The sequence below is a fragment of the uncultured Porticoccus sp. genome (assembly GCF_963975625.1).
Taxonomy (GTDB): Bacteria; Pseudomonadota; Gammaproteobacteria; order Pseudomonadales; family Porticoccaceae; genus Porticoccus.
In genome coordinates this window covers 37,307-57,978 of sequence record NZ_CAXBHS010000009.1, presented here as the reverse complement: position 1 = coordinate 57,978, position 20,672 = coordinate 37,307, and the positions used below count along the sequence as shown (strand labels likewise).

Annotated in this window: 22 protein-coding genes; 16 read left to right on the top strand and 6 right to left on the bottom strand. The window is 52.7% G+C overall.

Going from position 1 to position 20,672, the window contains the following annotated elements; translation table 11 throughout:
* Positions 1–109 precede the first annotated feature (109 nt).
* Positions 110–1,306, bottom strand: coding sequence for a site-specific integrase (locus tag AACZ64_RS09390; protein WP_293614253.1), 1,197 nt, complete (start codon positions 1,304–1,306; stop codon positions 110–112).
* Positions 1,307–1,959: 653 nt separating this feature from the next.
* Between AACZ64_RS09390 and AACZ64_RS09385 the strand changes: the two genes are divergently transcribed.
* The 8 genes from AACZ64_RS09385 (at position 1,960) to AACZ64_RS09350 (ending at position 6,400) form a co-directional block, all read left to right on the top strand.
* Positions 1,960–2,652, top strand: a complete 693-nt coding sequence (locus tag AACZ64_RS09385; protein WP_293614254.1) for a DUF5343 domain-containing protein — start codon at positions 1,960–1,962, stop codon at positions 2,650–2,652.
* The gene (locus AACZ64_RS09380; RefSeq protein WP_293614255.1) at positions 2,645–3,115 is read left to right on the top strand and encodes a TIGR02391 family protein; all 471 of its coding nucleotides are present in this window, start codon (positions 2,645–2,647) and stop codon (positions 3,113–3,115) included. Before AACZ64_RS09385 ends, AACZ64_RS09380 begins: the two co-directional genes overlap by 8 nt.
* Positions 3,116–3,253: 138 nt before the next feature.
* Entirely contained in the window at positions 3,254–3,535 is a 282-nt protein-coding gene (locus AACZ64_RS09375) for a type II toxin-antitoxin system RelE/ParE family toxin (RefSeq protein ID WP_293614256.1), read from the top strand.
* Between the two features lie 14 nt (positions 3,536–3,549).
* Positions 3,550–3,864 (top strand): HigA family addiction module antitoxin, encoded by a 315-nt coding sequence (locus AACZ64_RS09370; RefSeq protein ID WP_293614257.1) that lies wholly within the window; start codon positions 3,550–3,552, stop codon positions 3,862–3,864.
* 88 nt (positions 3,865–3,952) lie between these two features.
* Positions 3,953–4,300 carry a VOC family protein gene (locus AACZ64_RS09365; protein ID WP_293614258.1) on the top strand — a complete coding sequence of 116 codons (348 nt, stop codon included), beginning with the start codon at positions 3,953–3,955 and terminating at the stop codon, positions 4,298–4,300.
* Positions 4,301–4,556: 256 nt separating this feature from the next.
* Positions 4,557–4,763 carry a hypothetical protein gene (locus AACZ64_RS09360; RefSeq protein ID WP_339639920.1) on the top strand — a complete coding sequence of 69 codons (207 nt, stop codon included), beginning with the start codon at positions 4,557–4,559 and terminating at the stop codon, positions 4,761–4,763.
* A gap of 18 nt (positions 4,764–4,781) precedes the next feature.
* Positions 4,782–5,360, top strand: a complete 579-nt coding sequence (locus AACZ64_RS09355) for a LemA family protein (RefSeq protein WP_293614259.1) — start codon at positions 4,782–4,784, stop codon at positions 5,358–5,360.
* 2 nt (positions 5,361–5,362) lie between these two features.
* Complete coding sequence (locus AACZ64_RS09350) at positions 5,363–6,400, top strand: M48 family metalloprotease (RefSeq protein ID WP_293614260.1); 1,038 nt, start codon at positions 5,363–5,365, stop codon at positions 6,398–6,400.
* 171 nt (positions 6,401–6,571) lie between these two features.
* Here AACZ64_RS09350 and AACZ64_RS09345 read toward each other — a convergent pair whose 3' ends face one another.
* On the bottom strand, positions 6,572–7,840 hold the full coding sequence (locus tag AACZ64_RS09345; protein WP_293614261.1) for a sensor domain-containing diguanylate cyclase: 1,269 nt from the start codon (positions 7,838–7,840) through the stop codon (positions 6,572–6,574).
* 223 nt (positions 7,841–8,063) lie between these two features.
* Between AACZ64_RS09345 and AACZ64_RS09340 the strand changes: the two genes are divergently transcribed.
* The 3 genes from AACZ64_RS09340 (at position 8,064) to AACZ64_RS09330 (ending at position 10,524) form a co-directional block, all read left to right on the top strand.
* Positions 8,064–8,858: a class III extradiol ring-cleavage dioxygenase gene (locus AACZ64_RS09340; protein ID WP_293614262.1), complete on the top strand. Its 795-nt coding sequence runs from the start codon at positions 8,064–8,066 to the stop codon at positions 8,856–8,858.
* 115 nt (positions 8,859–8,973) lie between these two features.
* Positions 8,974–9,426 carry a DMT family transporter gene (locus AACZ64_RS09335; protein ID WP_339639919.1) on the top strand — a complete coding sequence of 151 codons (453 nt, stop codon included), beginning with the start codon at positions 8,974–8,976 and terminating at the stop codon, positions 9,424–9,426.
* A gap of 132 nt (positions 9,427–9,558) precedes the next feature.
* The gene (locus tag AACZ64_RS09330) at positions 9,559–10,524 is read left to right on the top strand and encodes a putative zinc-binding metallopeptidase (protein ID WP_293614264.1); all 966 of its coding nucleotides are present in this window, start codon (positions 9,559–9,561) and stop codon (positions 10,522–10,524) included.
* Between the two features lie 194 nt (positions 10,525–10,718).
* On the opposite strand, the gene AACZ64_RS09325 is transcribed toward AACZ64_RS09330, so the two are convergent.
* A complete protein-coding gene (locus AACZ64_RS09325) occupies positions 10,719–11,993 on the bottom strand; it encodes an aminotransferase class I/II-fold pyridoxal phosphate-dependent enzyme (protein WP_293614265.1) in 1,275 nt (424 codons plus the stop codon).
* A gap of 212 nt (positions 11,994–12,205) precedes the next feature.
* Here AACZ64_RS09325 and AACZ64_RS09320 point away from each other — a divergent pair, with 212 nt between their 5' ends.
* Together AACZ64_RS09320 and AACZ64_RS09315 are read left to right on the top strand one after the other, a co-directional pair.
* A complete protein-coding gene (locus tag AACZ64_RS09320; RefSeq protein ID WP_293614266.1) occupies positions 12,206–12,748 on the top strand; it encodes a GNAT family N-acetyltransferase in 543 nt (180 codons plus the stop codon).
* 48 nt (positions 12,749–12,796) lie between these two features.
* Positions 12,797–13,897: a histone deacetylase gene (locus tag AACZ64_RS09315; RefSeq protein WP_293614267.1), complete on the top strand. Its 1,101-nt coding sequence runs from the start codon at positions 12,797–12,799 to the stop codon at positions 13,895–13,897.
* A gap of 60 nt (positions 13,898–13,957) precedes the next feature.
* Here AACZ64_RS09315 and hmpA read toward each other — a convergent pair whose 3' ends face one another.
* Positions 13,958–15,130 carry an NO-inducible flavohemoprotein gene (gene hmpA / locus AACZ64_RS09310; protein WP_293614268.1) on the bottom strand — a complete coding sequence of 391 codons (1,173 nt, stop codon included), beginning with the start codon at positions 15,128–15,130 and terminating at the stop codon, positions 13,958–13,960.
* A 175-nt stretch (positions 15,131–15,305) separates the two neighbouring features.
* Between hmpA and norR the strand changes: the two genes are divergently transcribed.
* The 3 genes from norR to AACZ64_RS09295 are packed head-to-tail and all read left to right on the top strand — an operon-like array spanning position 15,306 to position 18,124.
* Positions 15,306–16,877 (top strand): nitric oxide reductase transcriptional regulator NorR, encoded by a 1,572-nt coding sequence (gene norR, locus AACZ64_RS09305; protein ID WP_293614269.1) that lies wholly within the window; start codon positions 15,306–15,308, stop codon positions 16,875–16,877.
* A gap of 58 nt (positions 16,878–16,935) precedes the next feature.
* Positions 16,936–17,310 (top strand): hypothetical protein, encoded by a 375-nt coding sequence (locus AACZ64_RS09300; protein WP_293614270.1) that lies wholly within the window; start codon positions 16,936–16,938, stop codon positions 17,308–17,310.
* 34 nt (positions 17,311–17,344) lie between these two features.
* Positions 17,345–18,124 carry a PhzF family phenazine biosynthesis protein gene (locus AACZ64_RS09295; protein ID WP_293614271.1) on the top strand — a complete coding sequence of 260 codons (780 nt, stop codon included), beginning with the start codon at positions 17,345–17,347 and terminating at the stop codon, positions 18,122–18,124.
* An 85-nt stretch (positions 18,125–18,209) separates the two neighbouring features.
* Here AACZ64_RS09295 and AACZ64_RS09290 read toward each other — a convergent pair whose 3' ends face one another.
* Positions 18,210–19,154, bottom strand: coding sequence for an alpha/beta fold hydrolase (locus AACZ64_RS09290; protein ID WP_293614272.1), 945 nt, complete (start codon positions 19,152–19,154; stop codon positions 18,210–18,212).
* A gap of 40 nt (positions 19,155–19,194) precedes the next feature.
* On the bottom strand, positions 19,195–20,652 hold the full coding sequence (locus AACZ64_RS09285) for an NAD(P)/FAD-dependent oxidoreductase (protein ID WP_293614273.1): 1,458 nt from the start codon (positions 20,650–20,652) through the stop codon (positions 19,195–19,197).
* Positions 20,653–20,672: the final 20 nt, after the last annotated feature.

The window sequence follows — 20,672 nt, the reverse complement described above, 5'->3', positions numbered from 1 at the left end:
AAGAAGTATAACTCAGTTTCTGACATCATGGAACCGAGATAACCTGGAACTACTATCAGGAGGAGCGCTTCGTGAAGCGATGATTTGGGCAGTACAGCGTGCTGTGTTGTTAGATTTCCGTATTACCTGATTTGAACCCGGTTATGATCTGGCGTCGGTTTGCCACCAGTTCGGCGGCTTCCCGCACCGGATCATCCTCGACATGAACGTATCGCATGAACATGGTCACGGTTTTGTGGGCAGTCAACGCCATACCCACTTTGATCGGGACACCTGAATTGGCAATGTCGGTGGCAGCGCGATGCCGTATGCCATGTGTGCCAACAAGGGGGATGCCGGCCCTTTTCAGTATGCGGCGCCAGGCGCCATAGTAGGCATTTTGGGTCAACGGCTTGTTGGGATCTTCCAGGGCAGGGCAGACGTACGGCGATTTGCTGTGGATTGCGGCATCAGAGAGCAGTTCGTAGGCTTCCGAGCTGATAGGTTTGGACATGTCACCGGTTTTGCTGTCGGGCCAGACGACTCGGCGACCGACCAGGTCTACCCACTCCCATTGTAGCGCCAGGATTTCTGACATCCTGGCGGCAAAGGCAAACTGGAGTCGGATGCCGAGAATTGGGGAAGGGTGTTCAAGCTCCTCTTTTTCCGCTTTATCCAGCTGCCTGAATAGCTGGATCATCTCTTTGTCGGTAAGCAGTCGGGTTTTGCCTTTCTCGGGGAACTTGGTCACGTGTCGGCAAGGATTGGTGCCATCCGGGCGGTACCCCCAAAGTTCAGCCAGGTTGAACATTTTGCGAACACAAGCCAGTATCCGGTTAGCCTGGGTGGGTGTTTTTTCCAGGCGCTTCATGAGCGCCAAAATATCTGCCCGTTCCACCTCGTGGACTTTCAGGGTGCCCATGGAGGGGAGAAGATATTTATCGATATGGTACTGGTTTTTCTTTTGGGTAAGTGGTTTGTTGTGCGGTATACAGTGATCTTCCATAAAGCGTTTGCATAGATCCTTAACCGTCGGGGCTTGCCGATCCCTGGCTTTTTGGCCTGAAGGGTCATTGCCCCGGCGTACGTCCGCCAGCAAATCCTGAGCGAGGGTGCGGGCCTGTTCGACAGTCAGCTCGCCAAACAGGCCAAGAGACGGCTTGCGTCGCTTGCCACTGTTTGTGCGATACTGGAGCATGAAAACCTTGCGTCCGGTTGGGGTGATTTTGCAGAAAAATCCGGGGACGAGGGTATCCCTCAATTCAATGTCGGTCTCTCCCGGTTGGGCACCGGCAACGATGGTTTTTGTGAGCTTTACTCGCGGCATTTCTGGACTCCTGAAACCTCCGGTTCCAGGTCTTATCCAAGGAGCAAATAGGAGCCTCGGGAGAGTGAACCAGAGCGATTAGCGTCAAACTCCGGCATATGATCCCTTTTTGTAAGTCTCTGAAAAACCTGCTGAATCGCGCTGTATACAAGCAGGGAGTACCCCGGAGTTGAAGCCAGACTACCGCTTAAAATCCCTCGGAGGGTAACCTCCGTGCCGGTTCGACCCCGGCTCCGGGCACCATTAAACTCAAATGGTTATACCTGCCTTCCCTGCTTTGGGAAGGCGCGTAAATTATCCTTTTATTTTCCCTGTAATCGGTCCAATGGGCTGGCTTTCCTCGTGTAATGTTGTCAAATCGAGACCACGGTTTATACTCGGTCCATGCTCGTTATCCAGCCGGTTGCCTAAACATGATTGAAAAACAAGGGGCTAGCAGTAAGAAGGATATAATGAGGTCCTATTATTTTGGATAATAGGAAAAACTCGCTTTATTCAGAAGGGAATCGGATATGTCTCAATTTTCTATTCTGTATCAATCCGTTATCAAAAAGTGCCGAATATCAGATTCGGCAGAGCGCGCGTGCGCGATATACAAATGTTATACGTAATACTTCGACATACTTAATAAAATTCATCACAAGGAAATAGTTATGGCGGATTCACATCCATATATATCTGGTCCCGGCAATATCAGTCTGATGGTTTCTCAGCTAAGGAAGTCTTTCCCAACAAAGGTGAATTCAGATACCGTCAAAAAGCTGGGACTCGCACCCAACAATGAAAGTCACTTAATAAATGCCCTCCAATTTATTGGCTTGCTTGATAGCGAAGGAACAAAGACCTCGCAAGCCTCTTCTGTGTTTTCTCATCATAAAGACGAAGAGTTTTCAAAAGCATTCTCGGAGTTGGTGGAAGCAGCGTACTCGGCACTGTTTGAGCTGCATGGAGAATCCACATGGGGTCTCGATAACGATGATCTCATAACTTTCTTTAGGCAGAACGACCAGACCGGAGATGCTATCGGACGACGTCAAGCAAATACATTTAAGGTGTTTGCTGCATTATCTGGTCATGGAGAGGTCCCTGTTAAACGGGGAGGCAACAAGAATGGAAGTTCAACCGAAAATAAAAAAACAAAATCAAAACCAAAACCAAAAAGCAAGGCAAACCCAAGCACGCCATTGTCTGTAGATCTAGGTAAGAATTCTGGCGCTGGACAAAAAAATGGAAATCGGGATATAGGTCTTACAGTCAGGGTAGAGATCAATCTCCCTGCTGATGGAACCAAGGAAACCTATGATGCAATCTTTAAAAGCATTAAAGAAAATCTAATCGATGCATAAAATGCTAGATAAATTCGAGAAAATTGTACGTGCATCTGCGCCGTTCGCTAGATCATCAAAAGTTAGTACAGAAATGCATCCTTTCGATGAGCGGAACATTCATCCAGAAATCGCTACCATAACATCAAAACTGTTTGATGATGGACATTATGCCCAAGCTACTTTTGAAGCATACAAGTATATTGATAAGAGGGTTCAGAATCTTTCGGGGGAATCAGATAGTGGGTATAAACTAATGATGAAGGCTTTTAGCGACACTTCACCATTAATTCAACTGACCCCTTTGAGCACAGCTAGCGAAATTGATGAGCAAAAGGGATTTCAGTTTATTTTTGCTGGATCGGTAATGGCCATACGGAATCCGCGTGGGCATGAGTATTCTTTCCCTGAAACCCTTGATCAATGTTTAGATAATTTAAGCTTAGCCTCGTTATTAATGCGCCGCCTAGATCATCATGTATAACAATCCGCTCAAATTCGTTACGGCCACAAAATACGTGGCCTTCACCGGACTCGCGACCGCTCGCCGTTTAGCGGGGCGTTATGCAGTCATTCTCAAGCCTTATTGACATGTGTCACGTGACACAATACACTTCGATGCATGATCAAATCCTTCGCTGACAAACGAACCCAAGAGCTTTACTCCAGGGGCAAGGCAAAGAAATTTCCTGCGGATGTTGCACCGAGAGCCGCTAGAAAACTTGAATACGTGGATCTGGCCGTACAGCTGGAGGATTTGAAAGTGCCGCCCGGCAATCGCCTTCACCCGCTGGCGGGAAACAGGCAGGGGCAGCACGCAATTTCAATAAATGATCAGTGGCGTATCTGTTTTCGTTTTGAAGATGGCGATGCGTATGAGGTCGAAGTGTGTGACTACCACTGAGTGAGGTGATAACTATGGCTATTCTTAATACTGCCGGCATGCAGCGCAAGCCGACTCATCCTGGCGAGATGCTGAGGGAGGATTTCCTTCCGGACTATGGCCTGTCCGTTGCCGGGTTGGCTGAATCTCTGGGTGTTTCTCGCCAGTCAGTTAATGAATTACTTCGCGAACGTCGTGCTGTCAGTCCTGAAATGGCGCTCCGGCTTGCCCGTTTGTTTGGTAATTCGCCGGAATTCTGGCTGAATGCGCAGCGATCTGTTGATCTTTGGACGGCTGCTCAGTCGGTCAAGGAAGAAGTGGCTCGGATCAAACCGCTACATGCTGCATAACCATGTCATGCACCGGAGGCCAAAACCTCCGCCTCGTTGAGGTTTTGTCGCCAGTGTTGGCCGGCGTTATAAGACTACGAGGTGAACTGTGACATCTGAAAAGATCAACTATATCGAATTGCCGGCGAGTAACCTCGAAGGCACAAAGAGGTTCTTCTCGGATGCTTTCGGCTGGCAGTTCGTAGATTATGGCCCTGATTATGTTGCGATCCAGAATGCCGGCCTTGATGGGGGTTTTTACCGATCACCTCTAGTGGCTGAGGTTGGGAAGGGTAGTGCCCTTGTTGTTCTTTACAGTTCCGACCTTGAGGCGTCTCTTAATAAAGTGGAGCAAGCCGGGGGTAAAATCGTGAAATCAATTTTTAGCTTCCCCGGTGGTCGCAGGTTTCATTTTAGCGACCCAAGTGGCAATGAGTATGCCGTCTGGTCAGAGTGATACTTTAAACCAATTGATTTCCAGGTGCTGAGGTCGCAATAGCCGCACTGGAAAAGCAGGCTATTTTCCAAGCGAGATTGATTGCCGTGGCAGCAAGCAAGGCCAATTCAGATAATCTATGGCAATGGGGGCTTATCGATGAGTAAAAAAGAAAATTGCCCTCATCGACCTCCCAGCGGGCTAAAGATTCTCAAGTCCACATTGACCGCATTCGTACCATGCTGAAGGCTACCGACAACGATTCAAGCGTTTCACAGTGAAAGCAGCCATCGCCGGCAATGCTGGATGTGGGGTTACCCGCGCGTATACTGGCTTACAAATACCCGGGTTCTTTAGTGGAGTTCTTGTGGATTTCAGTGTTTCCTTCCTGTTCCAGGTTCAAACACATGATGACTCAACAAGATACAATGAAAAAAACATCGCCTGGGATCAATCGATGAATGCCAGGTTATTACTTGTTTAAATAGAAAGGAGTAGGGATATGGAGTGGGTATTACTGGGAATTCTTGGCGTACTGATTTTATATGTAATCCTGGAATACAATAAGTTGGTTCGACTTCGCAATGTATTTCAAAATGCATTCAAACAGATAGACGTCACGCTCAAACAACGACATGACATGATTCCGCAACTGGTCAACACCGTAAAAGGCTATGCCAAGCACGAACAGGCCACGTTGACCGGCGTTATTGATGCCCGGAATCAAGCTGAAAAATTACGCGGTCAAAGCGACTCGGGCGACGCAGGATCAATGCTGGCACTGGGACAGGCCGAAGGCCTCCTCGGTAAAGCGATGGGCGGGATTTTTGCCTTGTCAGAAGCCTATCCCGATCTTAAGGCCGATGGCGCTTTTCGTGATTTGATGGAGCAATTGACCACTATTGAAAACAAGGTTGCCGCATCGCGTCGTGGCTACAACAACACCGTGCTTGAATACAATAATGTGCTGGAAACCTTCCCGACCAATATCCTGGCGAACATGTTTACCTTTAAGCGTGCATCAGAACTGGATTTTGACGATCGTGAAGCCATTCAAAATGCCCCTGAAGTTGAGTTCTAGGCATGGCTGAAATGAGTATGTATCGGCATGGCGCGAATGCCCGCAAGCAAAGCCTGCTGATTACCTCCTTGTTCATTTTTTCAGTACTGCTGATCGCCGTGCTGATTGCGTCATTGGCCTCGGTGCGTTTAACCCCGGAAACAGTAAATCAGGCCAACCAGATCGTTGTCGACTGGCGGTTGTTTGTTTATGTCGCTTTGGCAGTAGCCGGCGTGATTGTTTTAACATCACTCTGGAAAATGGTCAGTATGGGCGGGGATGGTGCCAAAGTAGCCCGTTCTCTGGGCGCTACCGATGTCAGTGATGAGACTGGCGACCCGCTGATTACCCGGTACAAAAACATTGTTGAAGAAGTGGCCCTCGGTGCCAGCATGCAAGCCCCCCGCATTTTTGTGCTCGAAAACGAACCGGGGATCAATGCTTTTGCCGCCGGCAGCTCGCCTGACAAGGCGGCTATTGCCGTTACGCGCGGTGCTTTAAAGCTGTTAAACCGCGGTGAACTGGCGGCTGTTGTCGCCCATGAGTTTGCACATATTCGCAACCTGGATATGCGTTTGAATGTACGGGTTATCGGCCTGATTCATGGCTTGATGGTCCTCTATGTTGTGGGTCGTATCCTGATGCATTCCGGTGGTCGCAGCAGAAAAGGCGGGGCGCAAATAGCGTTAATAGGCATTGCCATCATCCTGTTAGGGTTGTTGGGGGCCTTTATGGGCAAAATCATGCAGGCAGCCATTTCACGGCAACGTGAATATTTAGCTGATGCGGATTCCGCACGTTATACCGGTGATCCGGACTCCCTGGCCGGTGCGCTGAAAAAAATCGGCGGACTCCAGCATAGTGGCATGAAAGAAGCCGTGCATGATGAACTGGAAGAGGCCAGGCATATGATGTTTGCCGAGCTCTCGGTCAAAATGTCTGGCCTGATGTCGACACATCCGCCGTTGGTCAAGCGTATACAAGCCTTGGACCCCAGCTTTGATCCAGACCAAAATGGCTGGCCTTCGATGGAAAACGCCGAGGTAGCAAAAGAGGCGTAGTCAATTGAAAGCGTATAAAAATACGTGGCAATAAATGGGCTCAGATACAAATTTTATAGCATGTGCCGCAAAGGTAATGGTTGGGATAATACACCAATGAAATCGTTCTTCTGGACTTACCCCGAATAGCCAGACACTTCTGGGCTACGTTTGTATTTGCTCCAACTTCCACTACACCTCAACCCTATTTCTACCACGCTCTTTTGCCCGATAGAGTGCTTCATCGACCCGTTGGGCCAATGATTTGGCCTTTTCATGGGGGGCAAACTCTACCACTCCGAAACTGGCCGTGATGCTGCCGAGCTTGTTGAATTGATGGTTGGCAATGGTTTGTCGTAACTTCTCGGCGACGTCTTTCGCCGTGCTTAACCCGGTTTGCGGCAGCAATACCATAAACTCCTCGCCACCCCAGCGCCCATGGATATCAATGCTGCGGATGTTATCGTTGACCAGGCTGGTAACTGTTTTCAATGCCGTGTCACCGGTATTGTGGCCGAAGCGATCGTTGACCTGCTTGAAGTGATCGAGGTCATACATGAGCAGTGAAAGCGGGGTATGGTAGCGGTTGGCACGTTCTATTTCGTGTTCCAGCAGGCGGTCGAACTCCTGCCGGTTATTAATGCCGGTGAGGCCGTCCGTAATGGCCATAATTCGTACCTGTTCTTCGGCCTGGATGCGTTGAGTAATATCCAGAAGTATTCCAGTCCAGATAATAGAGCCGTCCGCTTCCTTCTCCGGTGTGGAGCGGCACTCGATCCAGCGAATGGAGCCATCATTATGTCGGATGCGGAACTCTGCATGGTAATGCGACAGGTTTTGTGCAGATACCTGGGCTTTACTCTCGATATCGGCGGCATCCTCAGGAAGAATGCGGGACATGATGTTGTCCTCGTCTGTACCGGATAATTCTTCGTGCTTCAGACCGCCCAGTTCGGCGAGGCCCTCACTGAAATAGGGCAAGCTGCGCGTACCATCCGGGGCCATACGGTATTGGTACAGTGCGCCGGGTACCTGGGCGGCGACCCGCTCAAGCAATTCTTTATTCTTTCGAAGCCGCTCCTCGGTGTATTTGCGTTCCGTGGTGTCCCTGACAATGCAGAAAATCAGCTTTTCGCCCCTATAGAGGGCGCCATTGGTACTGACCTCTGCATCCGTAATAGTGCCGTCCTTGCGGCGGTGCCGGGTATCAAAATGCGCACTGGTATTATCAGCGGCCAGTAGCATTTCCTTGAGTTTCTGTTTGCTGAAATGGATATCCCAGTCCCACACGTGAAGGCGGCTCAACTCTTCGGGGGAATAGCCCAGCATGTCGACATAACGCTGGTTGGCCCGATACACACTGCCATCTCGCCTGAGTACCACCATGGCATCTCCGGATTGTTCGAACAGGACGGTCCAGAGTACAGTTTCTATCGTTTGGTCGTCTGTGGATGGTTTCATGCTCAGACCCTGTTCGTCCAAAATTCATTCCTGTAGAGCTCAAGTCTGCGTTGTCATTCGAGGATATACAATCAGTAAAGTACAAAGTACTTACCAGGAACAGAGCACTAAAGTCCGTTTTTTGGCCTGATTGTCCACACCCTGACACGTCTCGCGATGCGTAGCTTCTTGTTAGTGTTCTTAGTCTGGTACTCTGACTTTGCCATTCTTGGAGGATCCGGTGATGCAACTGCCCAGCTCTCTATTTATCTCGCACGGCGGTGGACCGTTACCGTTATTGGGAGATTCTGGACATGTTGAGATGGTGTCCTGCCTGCAGGGTATTGCGGCGACCATACCTAAACCCGACGCGCTTGTGGTTGTCAGCGCCCACTGGGAAGAAAAAATGCCAACGATTACGGCAGGGCGCTTTCCCACCTTGATATATGATTACTACGGATTTCCGCCGGAGTCTTACGATATCAGGTATCCCTGTGCTGGCGACCCTTCTCTGGCGGCTGACATTTATCGGATGCTGGGTAATTGGGGAATAGCAGCCCATCTGGATGAAGAGAGGGGTTTCGATCACGGTGTTTTCGTGCCCCTCAAAATTATGTATCCGGAGGCCGATGTGCCATGTGTTCAGCTGTCTCTGGTAAACAGTCTGGATGCTTCGCTTCACATCAATATTGGATCCGCACTCCAGGGACTGAAAAAGCAGAATGTATTGGTCATCGGTTCCGGTTTTTCCTTTCATAATCTGAAAGCCTTTTTCGCGCCCGATAGTGCCGAATCCCGACAACTCAATCACTCATTTGAAAAGTGGTTGTGCGATGTTTGTGGCGGTGATCAATATTTGGAAGAGGAGAGGCGAGATCTGTTGATTGGTTGGGAAAATGCCCCTGGTGCCCGATTTTGCCACCCGAGAGAAGAGCATCTTTTGCCACTTCACGTGTGCTATGGCCTCTCTCAAACCCGCTGTACAGAACGATTTGAACTCACTGTCATGAACAGGGCGTCGAGCATGTATCTATGGTGATCCGTCTTTTGACTGGATGTTACTGATAGCCAATTTTCTATTGCACGGCAAATTTGCCGATGGGCGGACTATTGGGCATATTACGACCCCCATCGACTGTTGAAGGAAATCGCGAGTGACGAGCAACCACAGTTTCTATTTATATGCCGCAGTGATGCTGCTGGCTGGTTTGGGTATCCCCGTCATGGCAGCATTGAACAGCGTGCTGGGCACAAAATTACAAAACCCGGCCTTGGCAACAACCATTCTTTTTGTGGTGGGTGGCGTGCTATCCATTGTTTACCTGCTTGCTTCTGGCAGCCTGCCAAAGTCTATGCCAGGCCATATCCCGGTTTATTACTATCTCGGTGGTGCCTTCGTCATTTTTTATATATTAACCATCACTTGGGTTGCGCCAAAATTTGGTGTGGGCAATGCCGTTTCATTCGTCTTGCTGGGGCAGGTTGTTTCGATGGCAGTCATTGATCATTTCAGGCTTTTAGGTGCGCCGTACAACCCGGTAAATCTGATCCGGTTTGTCGGTCTGGTCCTGATGGTAATTGGCGTTTTTCTTGCTGTTCGGCGTTAGCTGCAATAAGTGAGATCAGAGATTAAGTGGAGTCGGGTTAAACCTAACCTGTTTCTACTTGTGGCCAAGTGGGTTTATGGCCCACGATGTTGAATTAAATCGGTCACTTACATCGCTTTTGGAGTTTGCTAAATGCGTGTTTTTGCCAATCCGGTTGGTGCCGGCTCTCTCTGGTTCGACAACCTTGCCACGGCTGACGGAACCCCCGTCGCTTATGATCCCCAGGCGCGGGCTTTTCTGCCGATGCCACCGTTCTGTGCCAACCGAGACAAGATTGGCTGCAACTGGATAGCGCCGGACGAGGGGGCATTCTGTCGGTCCTGTGCCATGACGGCGCTGGCACCTGATCCTTCGATCCCTAATGCCATCCCCAACTGGGCACAGACCGAGGCGGCCAAGCGGTGGGCGCTGGATAATCTGGGGCGCTGGCATTGGTTTCGTCCGGAGGATCCGGGTGCGCGGCCGGTATTTCATATGCTCGCTGAAGGACCGACCCCTGTTGCGATGGGGCATGTTGAAGGTGTGGTGACGATTAGTGTGGCAGAGGTGGATCCCGTGCTGCTCACTACCCGTCGTGAAGCGCTGGAGGAGCCTTATCGCACCATGATAGGCCACATGCGCCACGAAATTGCCCACATGCTCTGGTGGCGGCTGAGTCTTCGCGAGGATTTTCTCGATGCATTCCGGGAGATGTTTGGCGATGAGCGGGTGGACTATGTCGGGGCGCTTCAATACCACTACGAGAATGGCCCTCCGCCGAATTGGAGACAGCACTACCTGACCAGTTACGCCTCCACTCATCCCCATGAAGATTGGGCAGAAACGGTGGCACACCTGCTGCATCTGACGGACATTGCCGACAGCTTCGTGGCCACCGGCCTGTCATCGCCGCAGATACCTCACACTGGCTGGGACCCGTATTCTGAGCCCGATGCCGAACGGCTGATCCAGATTGCGGCAGCGCTTACCGTGGGCGTCAATCACGTCAATCGTTCCATGGGTCTATCGGATATTTATCCGTTCGTGTTGTCGGACCACGCCCGTTACAAGCTGGCATTTGTTCATAACTGGCTGCGACGGGGTGCCCAGGGCCTTTGACTGCCGTTAGCGTGACAGGTCCGTGAGAAAGCGTGAGAAAGGGGTCGGAGTGAATAAATTTTAAATTTATTCACTCCGACCCCTTTGGTTCCTGAATATTAGGCAGAAACGGTGGCACACCTGTTGCACCTGACGGATATTGCCGACAGTTTCACCAACCTGCCTGGTGTGTGCTTGTTCAAAGGTCGCCAGTATTAACCCACGGACTTTTCGAGTGCCTGGTCGATGTCTGCCATCAGGTCGTCAACGTGTTCGATACCAATTGACAGTCGAACCATGTCGGCGCTGACACCGGCCGCTTTCAGTTCGTCGTCATTCAACTGGCGGTGGGTGGTCGATGCGGGTATGGCGGCACAGCTTTTTGCATCGCCGATGTTTACCAATCGCAATATCAACGCCAGGGCATCGTAGAAACGGGCCCCGGCTTCGCGGCCACCCTCGATGCCAAAGCTGAGGATCCCCGAGGCTTTACCCTTCATGTACTTTTGTGCCAGCGCGTGGTCTTTGTGGTTAGGCAAACCCGCATAGTTGACCCAGCTGACTCGAGGGTGCTGCTGCAGGTATTCGGCTATTTTCTGGGTGTTTTCGCACACGCGCTCGATCCGCAGTGCGAGAGTTTCCAGCCCCTGCAGCAGGTTCCAGGCGGCCTGAGCCGACAGAACCGCACCCATATTCCGAAGGGGTACAACCCGCGCCCGGGTAATAAAGGCGGCTTCCCCCACATCGCGGGTGTAGCTGACGCCGTGATAAGACACATCCGGCTCATTCAGCAGTGCAAAGCGCTTGGGCTGGTCAGCCCAGGGGAATGTGCCAGAATCAACGATTACACCACCCATCGTGGTGCCGTGCCCACCCATGTATTTGGTGGCTGAGTGCACGACAATGTCGGCACCCTGTTCAATCGGCCGCCACAGGAAGGGGGTGGCTACAGTGTTATCGACAACCAGCGGAATACCCGCAGCGTGAGCGATGTCAGCCAGACGTTTGATATCCACAACGCTGCCCGACGGATTGCCAATCGATTCGCAGTAAAGCACCTTGGTGCGGTCATCGATCAGGGCTTCAATACCGGCAAAATCGTCTTTGTCGGCAAAACGGGTTTCAATTCCCTGGCGGGGCAGGGTGTGGGCGAGCAGGTTGTAGGTGCCGCCATACAATTCACTGATCGAAACAAGGTTGTCGCCCGTTTCGCTGATTGTCTGAATGGCGTAGGTAATGGCCGCCATGCCGGAGGCGACTGCCAGGGCCCCGATGCCACCCTCGAGCGCTGCGATTCTCTGTTCGAGGACGGCGCAGGTCGGGTTCATAATGCGTGAGTAGATGTTGCCGGCAACTTTCAGGTCAAACAAATCCGCACCGTGTTGGGCATTGTCAAAGGAGAAAGAAGTTGTTTGATGAATGGGTACTGCAACCGCGTGCTGGTTGTCGGCCTCATAGCCGTGGTGCAAGGCAATGGTTTCGGGTTTCATGGATGAGTCCTTTTTCGCCGGATGAATGCATGTTAGCTCGGGTAAGCAGGATGACAAGCGAACACAAGCAATACACGGAATCGTTCATTATTATAGTGCCAGAGTCCGTGAGTGGTGTAGTCTGGGATTTTCTCGGTATTGCCGGGATAAAGGAAAAACTCCGATCAGGTATAACTTCCAACTTTTCCATACGTGTCTGAGACGTTAAGCAAATGGTCATAACCAGAGACAATGCCGGCAACTTCAGGATACGCAAAGCGGTGCAAGCCGACCTGCCTGTGCTTGTCGATTTCCTTGCCAGACTGGCACTTCACGTTGCAGGGGAACCACCTCACACCCTTAAGAAAGAGGAGCGAAAACGGCTGATGGCAACGCTGCGCTCGTCTCTTTCAGATCCGGGTAAGCTGCTTGTTGTGGCCGAGGCGGGCGATGCCAGGTTGGTGGGGATGGGCTATTTATACGTGTGGCGTAATCAGGGTATCTGGGAACAGTCTGGAGACATTGAGTGCAAGTCCGGCATTATTGATGATGTTTGGGTGGAGCCGAATTTTCGTAAACTTGGCGTTTCCAGTGCCATACTTCGGGAGTTGGTTGCATTTGCGGAGAGTCAGGGTATCGATGAGTTGATCCTCGAATACGCCGCTTCCAACAAGGAGGCAGCGGCGACCTGGAGTAAGCTGGGGTTCAAGCCTACGGGAGTCCGTGCTGCGGCCTTCACAACGGTCGTGCAGAGCGCTCTGGCAAAACGGCGATGAGCTCGTAATCTGTAAGCAGACAGTTTCGAACAGTCAAAGGGGAATTGGGTGATAGGCGATCGCAAGGTAGATGTCTTTTTTGACGAGGTGATGCTGGGCCATGACCCACAGGTGGATTTGCCTTTTATCCCCAGTCGGGTGGAAAAACATGTCAGAACCATCCTGCAAGAACTGGACTTTAAATGGAGCTATCCGGAACATCCCGGACGGCTGAGTGCGATCAAGACGTACCTTGACGAGAACCCGATTCAAGGCATCCATTTGACGTCGGGTGCCAGTGCCACATACAAGCAGCTGAGCCGCGTTCATACCACGTCATATCTCGATCATATTTTCTCCCTGGCAGGAAAAAGCGCCTGGCTGGATAGTGATACCACTGCTGTGTCACCCGACAGTATCAAGGCAGCCATCGCCGCAGCCGGTAATGCCATCGCAGCGGTGGAAAGCGTGGTCAATAAAAAGTCAAAAAGTGCCTTTGCGTTGGTTCGCCCCCCGGGTCATCACGCTGAGCCGGTCCGGGCCAGAGGTTTCTGTTTGCTGAATAATGTTGCAGTGGCGGCAGCCCATGCCCAGGCGAAGTTGAATTGTGAGCGAATCCTAATCGTTGACTGGGATGCACACCATGGCAATGGTACCCAGGAAATATTCTGGGCGGACCCCGATGTGCTGTTTTTCGATACCCACTGTGCCGCACCTTTTTATCCCGGTTCGGGCCATCTTGACGAAGTCGGTGCCGGACTCGGCGAAGGTTACACGATTAACGTACCGCTCCCTGAAGCTGCCGGTGACATTGCTATTGAGAAAGCTTTTCGTGAAATACTGCTCCCGGCCGTCGAGCGCTTTAAACCCGATCTGGTTCTGGTCTCGGCTGGCTTTGACCCGCATCACAATGATATGGCCATGAATATGACCTATAACGGTTTCAAGGTCCTCACGCGCATCGTTCAGGATATTGCCGACCAATACTGCGATGGCAGGCTGGCGCTTGTTCTGGAAGGCGGCTACAACCTGACATCGCTTTCCCGTGGGGTGCACGCTGTGCTGGAGGTGTTGGCGGGAGGTGATGTGCCAGAATTGCTGGAGTGTGGGGTGAAGGAAGTGACGGAAGCGGCGGAATTCCATCGCACGGCATTTATCGACGATGACTGAAATGAAAGCCGCGGCCAGGTACAACTTTCGAGGTAAAAAAGTCGTACCTGGCCGCAGTTTTTACAGCTCTTCCAGTGGCCCGAAGAATTCATAGCGAATGCGGTCGAGAGGAATTTTCAATTCATTGAGCGCACGATAACAGGCCTGCATAAAGGGTTTTGGCCCGAGGAAATACACGTCTATTTCCCCATGGGCAGGCAACAGTCCCGCCAGGCGTTCGCGATCAAAAAATCCGCTGTGCTGGTCTTTGTCCTGGGGCAGGGGGTCGCTGTAACAGTAGTAGCGGTGCAGGTTTTCGTAGTTGTGGGCCATTTCCTCAACCAGATCCTTGAATGCGTGGCAATCGCTGTTCAGGGCCCCATGCAGGAAATGTACCTGGCGGCCACTGTCCAATGCGGGCTGCAGCATGCTGACGGTGGGTGTGATACCGACGCCACCACTCAGTAATACCAGCGGCCGCTGGGCGTCGTTGAGAACAAAGTCGCCACAGGGTGCGGTCAGTTTGATGTGATCGTTGACGCTGAACTGATCGTGCAGATAGTTCGAGACCAGCCCGCCGGGTTCGCGCTTTACACTGATCCGGTAATACGGCTTGCCGGGGCTGTCCGACAGCGAATAATTACGGCGGACAGCCTGCCCGTCAATGTCGAGTATCAGGGTGATGTACTGACCGGGCTTGAAGCCGGCAATGGGTTTGCCGTCGGCCGGTTCAAAGTAGAATGATGTGATGACATCGCTTTCACGAATTTTTTTCACCAGCACGAAGCCGCGTTCACCGCGCCAGCCACCGGGTTTCTCCTGGTTGGCCTGATAAACCTGCTCTTCGGCGTTGATCAGTAGCTCTGCCAGTTGACCATAGGCTTCACCCCAGGCTGAGAGGACCTCTTCTGTGGCTGCATCGCCCAGTGTTTCCTTAATGGCTGCCAGCAGGCATTCGCCGACGATGGGGTAGTGCTCCGGCAGGATATTCAGCGAGACGTGCTTTTGCACAATGAGTCCTACGGCATCGCCGAGCACTTCCAGACGATCCAGGTTGCTGGCATAGGCGACCACGGCATTGGCCAGCGCCCGTGGCTGCGTACCTGTTGCCTGGTGGGCCTGGTTGAAATAGTCCCTGACGGCCGGGTAGCGGTCGAACATCAGCGGATAAAAGACCTCGGTGATTTGATTCACGTGCTCGCCCACGATGGGCAGGGTGGCATCAATAATGTCTCTGGACTGTTGTGAAAGCATAACGTACTCCATTCTCTGCTGTGAGTGCTGTTCGGATATAAAAAGCTGCTCAGGTACAAGAGATAAGGCATTTATTGTGCCAACATATAACACTATGAATGTTATAAAAATAATTTTTATGCTGTTAAAGTGATACCATTCGTAATGATGTTAAATAAACAATAATGGTGTATTTATGACAGCAAGTAATGTGCCTGAGGTCATGCTGGAGATTCTTGCGGACCTGTGCCGGGAAATGTCGCCTGAACAGCGCTATGCCCGCTTGCTGACGGCGCTGAATCAGGTCTTTCCCTGCGATGCTGCCGCCCTGTTGAAGTTGCAGGGCTCCACGTTGCAACCCATGGCGGTCAACGGGCTCAGCGAGGACGCGATGGGACGTACCTTCGTGGTGGATGAGCAGCCGCGGCTGGCGAAAATTTTATTGAGTCGCGAGCCGGTGCGATTCCTGGCGGATTCGGAATTATCCGATCCCTATGACGGGCTGATTGATGGCACCAGTGACAGCCTGCATGTGCATGACTGTCTCGGCGTGTCTCTCTACATCGATGACATTCCCTGGGGGGTTCTGACAATGGATGCTTTGCAGCCCGGCGTATTCGACGATATTGATACGCTGGCGCTGCGCACGTTCATTCGTCTCACTGAGGCAACCATCAGAATCATTAATCTGATTGGTGGACTACAGGCTCGCGCCGAGCGGGAACATCTTGTGGCGCAGGCCGTAGTGGCGGATCAGGGGCAGTCACAGCTGATTGGTGACAGCAAGGCGATGAAACTGCTTTACCAGGATATCAATGTGGTCGCGCGATCTGATCTGGCGGTGCTGATCACTGGAGAAACCGGTGTGGGCAAAGAGTTGGTGGCCCGTCATCTTCACCTCAGTTCGGCACGTGCGGACTTTCCGCTGGTGTATGTGAATTGCGCTGCATTGCCGGAAAATCTGGTGGAAAGCGAGCTGTTTGGCCATACCCAGGGGGCATTCTCCGGTGCGTCGCAGGCCCGTGCCGGTAAGTTTGAGCTGGCCCATGGCGGCACATTGTTTCTCGATGAGGTGGGCGAGTTGCCGCTGGCTGTCCAGCCAAAGCTTTTGCGCGCTCTGCAAAGTGGCGAAATACAGCGTCCGGGTAGCGATGCCGTCCACCGGGTGGATGTGAGAATTATCGCTGCCACCAATCGGGATCTGAGTCGTGAGGTGGCGACCGGCCATTTTCGCGCGGATCTGTATCACCGTTTGGGTGTTTACCCCATCCAGGTCCCGGCATTGCGCGAACGTCATCGCGATGTGCTGGTATTGGCCGGGCACTTTCTTGAGCTGAATCGGCGTCGTCTAGGCCTGCGGGGTATAAGGCTGGATAGCAGTGCGCGGGAAGCCCTGCTGCATTATGACTGGCCGGGCAATGTCCGGGAGCTGGAGCATCTGATCAGCCGGGCTGTGCTGCGGGCGCGGGCGCGTTTTCCACAGGAGGTTGGCTCGCGTAAATTGCTCAGCATCGGCCTGGAGGTGCTGGATCTGTCGGCGCCCGAAACCTGCTCAAGTCCCGCTGACGATCTAGCACTGACACCCTCTGATACTGTCAGCTCGCCGAACCTGCGGGAGGCCACTGCGAATTTCCAGCGGCGTCTGGTCAGTGATACATTGCACCGCTGTGATGGTAATCAGTCGCGGGCTGCGCGGGAGTTGGGACTGGACCGCGGCAATTTCAGCCGCCTGATTAAACGACTGGGAGTAAACGGCCAGCGGCTTTAGTGATAAGCTCTGGCTCAGCCAAAGACAACATCGCCAATGACTTAACCAGAGAAGCATCATGATGAAATGGGCCATTCTGTTCCTCGTTGTAGCATTCACACCTTACAGTGCGCTGGCCAACGATATTTGCGATTGCGAAGGTTCCAAAAAACCGGGCGGACCCTGCTATGCAGGCAAAGGCGGCCCAGCTTATGCCGGTCCCGGCGGGCCGGCCAACGCCGGTATTGGTGGGCCCTGTTATACCGGTAAAGGCGGCGCTCGCTACGAGGGGCCGGGCGGTCCGGCCTACAAAGGTTACGGCGGTGCCAGGTACGATGGTCTCGGTGGTCCGGCCTATAAAGGTTTGGGTGGCGCCTGCTATGCGGGAAAGGGTGGCCCCTGCAATCCGGCGAATAAAGGTGGCAAGCATTGCCCTGCAGTCTGTGAAGATTAGCAGTTGAGCACCTGCGATCTTTTGGTGAACTGACGTGAAACTTCAGCAATATCAGGTCGATGCGTTTACCGACCGAATTTTTGGCGGCAACCCCGCTGCGGTGGTGCCACTGGCTTCATGGCTGGACGACAGCCTGCTGCAGGCCATTGCAGAGGAGAACAACCTCTCCGAAACGGCTTTTTTTGTCCCTTCCCACAATGGCTTTTCGCTGCGCTGGTTTACTCCGCTGGCTGAAGTCGAGTTGTGTGGTCATGCCACATTGGCGGCAGCCCATGTGATTTTTGTGCACAGTGACTACCGGCAAAACCGGATCACTTTTACCACGCGCAGTGGTGAGCTGACAGTTGAGAGATCAGATGGTCAGCTGCAAATGGATTTTCCGGCCTGCGTGCCAAAACCCTGTGAACTACCTGATTTGCTCTACCAGGCCCTGGGACAAAAACCGGTTCAGTTATTGGCGGCTGATGACTATCTGGCGGTGTTCGATAACGAGTCAAAGGTCCGTGCTGTCAAACCTGACCAGGGTCTGCTCAGCAAGGTGGGATTGCGTGGTGTAATCATCACTGCGCCCGGTGATACCGTGGATTTTGTCAGCCGTTTCTTTGCGCCCAAATTGGGTATACCGGAGGATCCTGTGACCGGCTCTACGCACTGTGCGCTGGCACCTTTCTGGGCCGAAAGGTTTAGCAAGTCCATACTGACGGCGAAGCAGCTGTCTCGTCGTGGCGGTGATATCATCTGTGAAGTGCGTGGCGACAGGGTGAGATTAACGGGTTCAGCCGTCACTTTTATGGAAGCCGAAATCCACCTCTAGCAATCCTCTATTCGGCGTGGTTTTCGATGCAATTCTTTTCTTCAGCGTATATTCCGCTTAACTCTTTGTCCTTTATCTGTTTCCTTCACTTGTTGTTCTTGGCTGAAACTCCGTCGCGGTAACGGATGTAATCCCGGGCAGTCCGGCGGGGTGCCTCCAGCATGGGCAGATGACCAATATCGGGCATCATCTGAATCTCGCTGTTCGGCAGCAATGATTGCAGAGCGGCAGCACCGGCAGGGTGCAGGACCTGATCTTCGTCCCCCCAGACAATTAGTGCGGGCGTGTCGATTTTTTTGAACTGTGTTTCCAGCATGGGCGATGCGATGAATTGCCGCATGATCTCGCTGTGCAAGGCGAAATCGGCGGCGCTTCGTCGGGCCAGCATGTATTTCAGGGAGTAGGGCAAATAGGGAGGGTGTCTGGTTGTCACCTGCAGCAGCCGGTCAAAGTCACTGGCCGAACGCAACAACATGGGCAGTTCGCCAGTGGCGATATAGCGTTTCAGGATATCCGATTCGAAGGCGGGCTGGGTGCCGGCAGCATCCAGGAGCCACAGGCTGGCAACCCGTTCGGGCTGCTCAGCGGCAAATTGACAGGCAATAAAGCCGCCCATGGAGTTGCCCCCCAGATGAATCCGCTTGAGGCCGAGCACATTCAGAAACTCGCACAGGCTTTTTGCCTGATCGGTGACCTGATAGCTGGCATCCGGGTCCCGACTGGCGTCACCAAAGCCCGGCAGGTCCGGGATGATCAGGCGATAATGGGGGGAGAGGAAACGTGCGATGCGGGTGAAGTTGTCCTTGTCACCGCCAAAGCCGTGAATCAGTACCAGCGGCTCACCGCAACCACCCTCCAGGTAGGGCATAGTGGCACCGGGAATGGTGGCTATTTTGCTGTCGAGGCATGAACGCCAGCGTTCCAGGCCAATACCGGTCTTTGCTGCCTGACGGGGAAATACCCGGTTCAATATGACCCAGGCAATAACCAGGGCAAAGATCGCGAGCAGAAAGGCAAAGATCGGATTCATTGGTGAATCATCTCAACGGCTTTGTGGGAATGGACTGTATTCATCTGGCGGTAAACTCCAGTAATTGGTCGTTAATCGGGTCGCTGAGCAGCATGGCCCGATCAGCTTCAAGGCTATGTGACACTTGCCACGGAGCATGTCTGCCCTGACGTGGGAGTTGATCTTTGCCCCGCAGAATATAGCCCGAACTCAATACGTTCATTACATTCTCTTCGGTTGCTTCGTTGTCGGGTGCACGGGGTGTGACAGTGGTGATGTTGTTGCTCTCCATGTATTGAAGCAGGCGGCAGATGTAACGGGATGCGATATCTGACTTGAGTGTCCACGAGGCGTTGGTATAGCCGAGGATAAAGGCCATATTGGGCAAATTTTGCAGAAGAACGGATTTGTAACTGAGCAGACTGTTTGCCGGTATTGTCCTGTTGTCGATGCTCAGGGTCGTGCCGCCAAAGGTCTGTAACTGTAAACCGGTAGCGGTAATCACGATATCTGCATCTAGCGACTGCCCGGATTTGAGTTGAATGCCCCGTTCGGTAAAGTGGTCTATCTGATCGGTTATTATGCGGGCTTTACCGGATTTGATGGCTTTGAAAAGGTCCCCGCCGGGCACTACGCAAAGTCGTTCCTGCCAGGGTGGATAATGTGGCGTGAAGTGGCGCATGTCAGCACTTTTACCCAGGGATTTTTTGACTTTCCACAGCAGGTATTTGCGCATTTTTTCGGGCCAGCGAATGGCACTTTTGTACAGCAGGCGTTGGAGAAAGGTGTTGGCAGAGCGCAGGGTGTGGTACAGCCACTGCTGTGGGAGTATTTTTTCGAGCAGCTTGATCAGATTGTCGTAGCGGGGGGTGCTGAGATAGTAGCTCGGCGACCGCTGCAGCAGGGTGATCTGGGCGACATCTTGGGCCATTGCCGGCACGATGGTGGCTGCGGTGGCCCCGCTGCCGATAACCACCACTTTTTTGTCGCGATAATTCAGGGATTCCGGCCAGAACTGGGGATGGATACACATTCCCTTGAATGACTCGATGCCGGGAAATTCCGGTGAATAGCCCGCATCGTAATTGTAGTAACCGGCGCAACTGATCAGGAAGTGGCAGCGGTAGCTTGCGATGTCACCGGTGGTTTCATTGAGCGCCGTGACTGTCCACTGAGATCGGCTGCTGGACCAGTCGGCGGCGGTGACTTTCAGACCAAAGTGGATGTGTTGATCAACGCCGTATTGCTTGGCTGTGCGGCTGATGTAGTCGCGGATCACTGAACCTTCGGCGAGAATTTCCGGCCTCATCCACGGCTGAAAGTCGTAGCCCATGGTGAACATGTCCGAGTCAGAGCGCACGCCGGGATAGCGAAACAGATCCCAGGTGCCGCCAATTGCATCGCGGCGTTCCAGAAGCATAATACGCCTGTTCGGTAACTGTCGGGCCAGATGGCAGGCCATGCCGATACCGGACAGTCCGGCACCGATAATCAATACATCGACGTCTTGCTTTGGCACAGGGGCTCTCTCTGCGGGCC

Bases quoted from the DNA above. Each gene is read 5' to 3' on its own strand.
- AACZ64_RS09350 (WP_293614260.1), top strand. From the start codon at position 5,363: ATGGCTGAAATGAGTATGTATCGGCATGGCGCGAATGCCCGCAAGCAA.
- AACZ64_RS09340 (WP_293614262.1), top strand. From the start codon at position 8,064: ATGCAACTGCCCAGCTCTCTATTTATCTCGCACGGCGGTGGACCGTTA.
- AACZ64_RS09370 (WP_293614257.1), top strand. From the start codon at position 3,550: ATGGCTATTCTTAATACTGCCGGCATGCAGCGCAAGCCGACTCATCCT.
- AACZ64_RS09325 (WP_293614265.1), bottom strand. From the start codon at position 11,993: ATGAAACCCGAAACCATTGCCTTGCACCACGGCTATGAGGCCGACAAC.
- AACZ64_RS09345 (WP_293614261.1), bottom strand. From the start codon at position 7,840: ATGAAACCATCCACAGACGACCAAACGATAGAAACTGTACTCTGGACC.
- hmpA (WP_293614268.1), bottom strand. From the start codon at position 15,130: ATGCTTTCACAACAGTCCAGAGACATTATTGATGCCACCCTGCCCATC.
- AACZ64_RS09390 (WP_293614253.1), bottom strand. From the start codon at position 1,306: ATGCCGCGAGTAAAGCTCACAAAAACCATCGTTGCCGGTGCCCAACCG.
- AACZ64_RS09330 (WP_293614264.1), top strand. From the start codon at position 9,559: ATGCGTGTTTTTGCCAATCCGGTTGGTGCCGGCTCTCTCTGGTTCGAC.
- norR (WP_293614269.1), top strand. From the start codon at position 15,306: ATGACAGCAAGTAATGTGCCTGAGGTCATGCTGGAGATTCTTGCGGAC.
- AACZ64_RS09300 (WP_293614270.1), top strand. From the start codon at position 16,936: ATGATGAAATGGGCCATTCTGTTCCTCGTTGTAGCATTCACACCTTAC.
- AACZ64_RS09355 (WP_293614259.1), top strand. From the start codon at position 4,782: ATGGAGTGGGTATTACTGGGAATTCTTGGCGTACTGATTTTATATGTA.
- AACZ64_RS09290 (WP_293614272.1), bottom strand. From the start codon at position 19,154: ATGAATCCGATCTTTGCCTTTCTGCTCGCGATCTTTGCCCTGGTTATT.
- AACZ64_RS09320 (WP_293614266.1), top strand. From the start codon at position 12,206: ATGGTCATAACCAGAGACAATGCCGGCAACTTCAGGATACGCAAAGCG.
- AACZ64_RS09385 (WP_293614254.1), top strand. From the start codon at position 1,960: ATGGCGGATTCACATCCATATATATCTGGTCCCGGCAATATCAGTCTG.
- AACZ64_RS09380 (WP_293614255.1), top strand. From the start codon at position 2,645: ATGCATAAAATGCTAGATAAATTCGAGAAAATTGTACGTGCATCTGCG.
- AACZ64_RS09375 (WP_293614256.1), top strand. From the start codon at position 3,254: ATGATCAAATCCTTCGCTGACAAACGAACCCAAGAGCTTTACTCCAGG.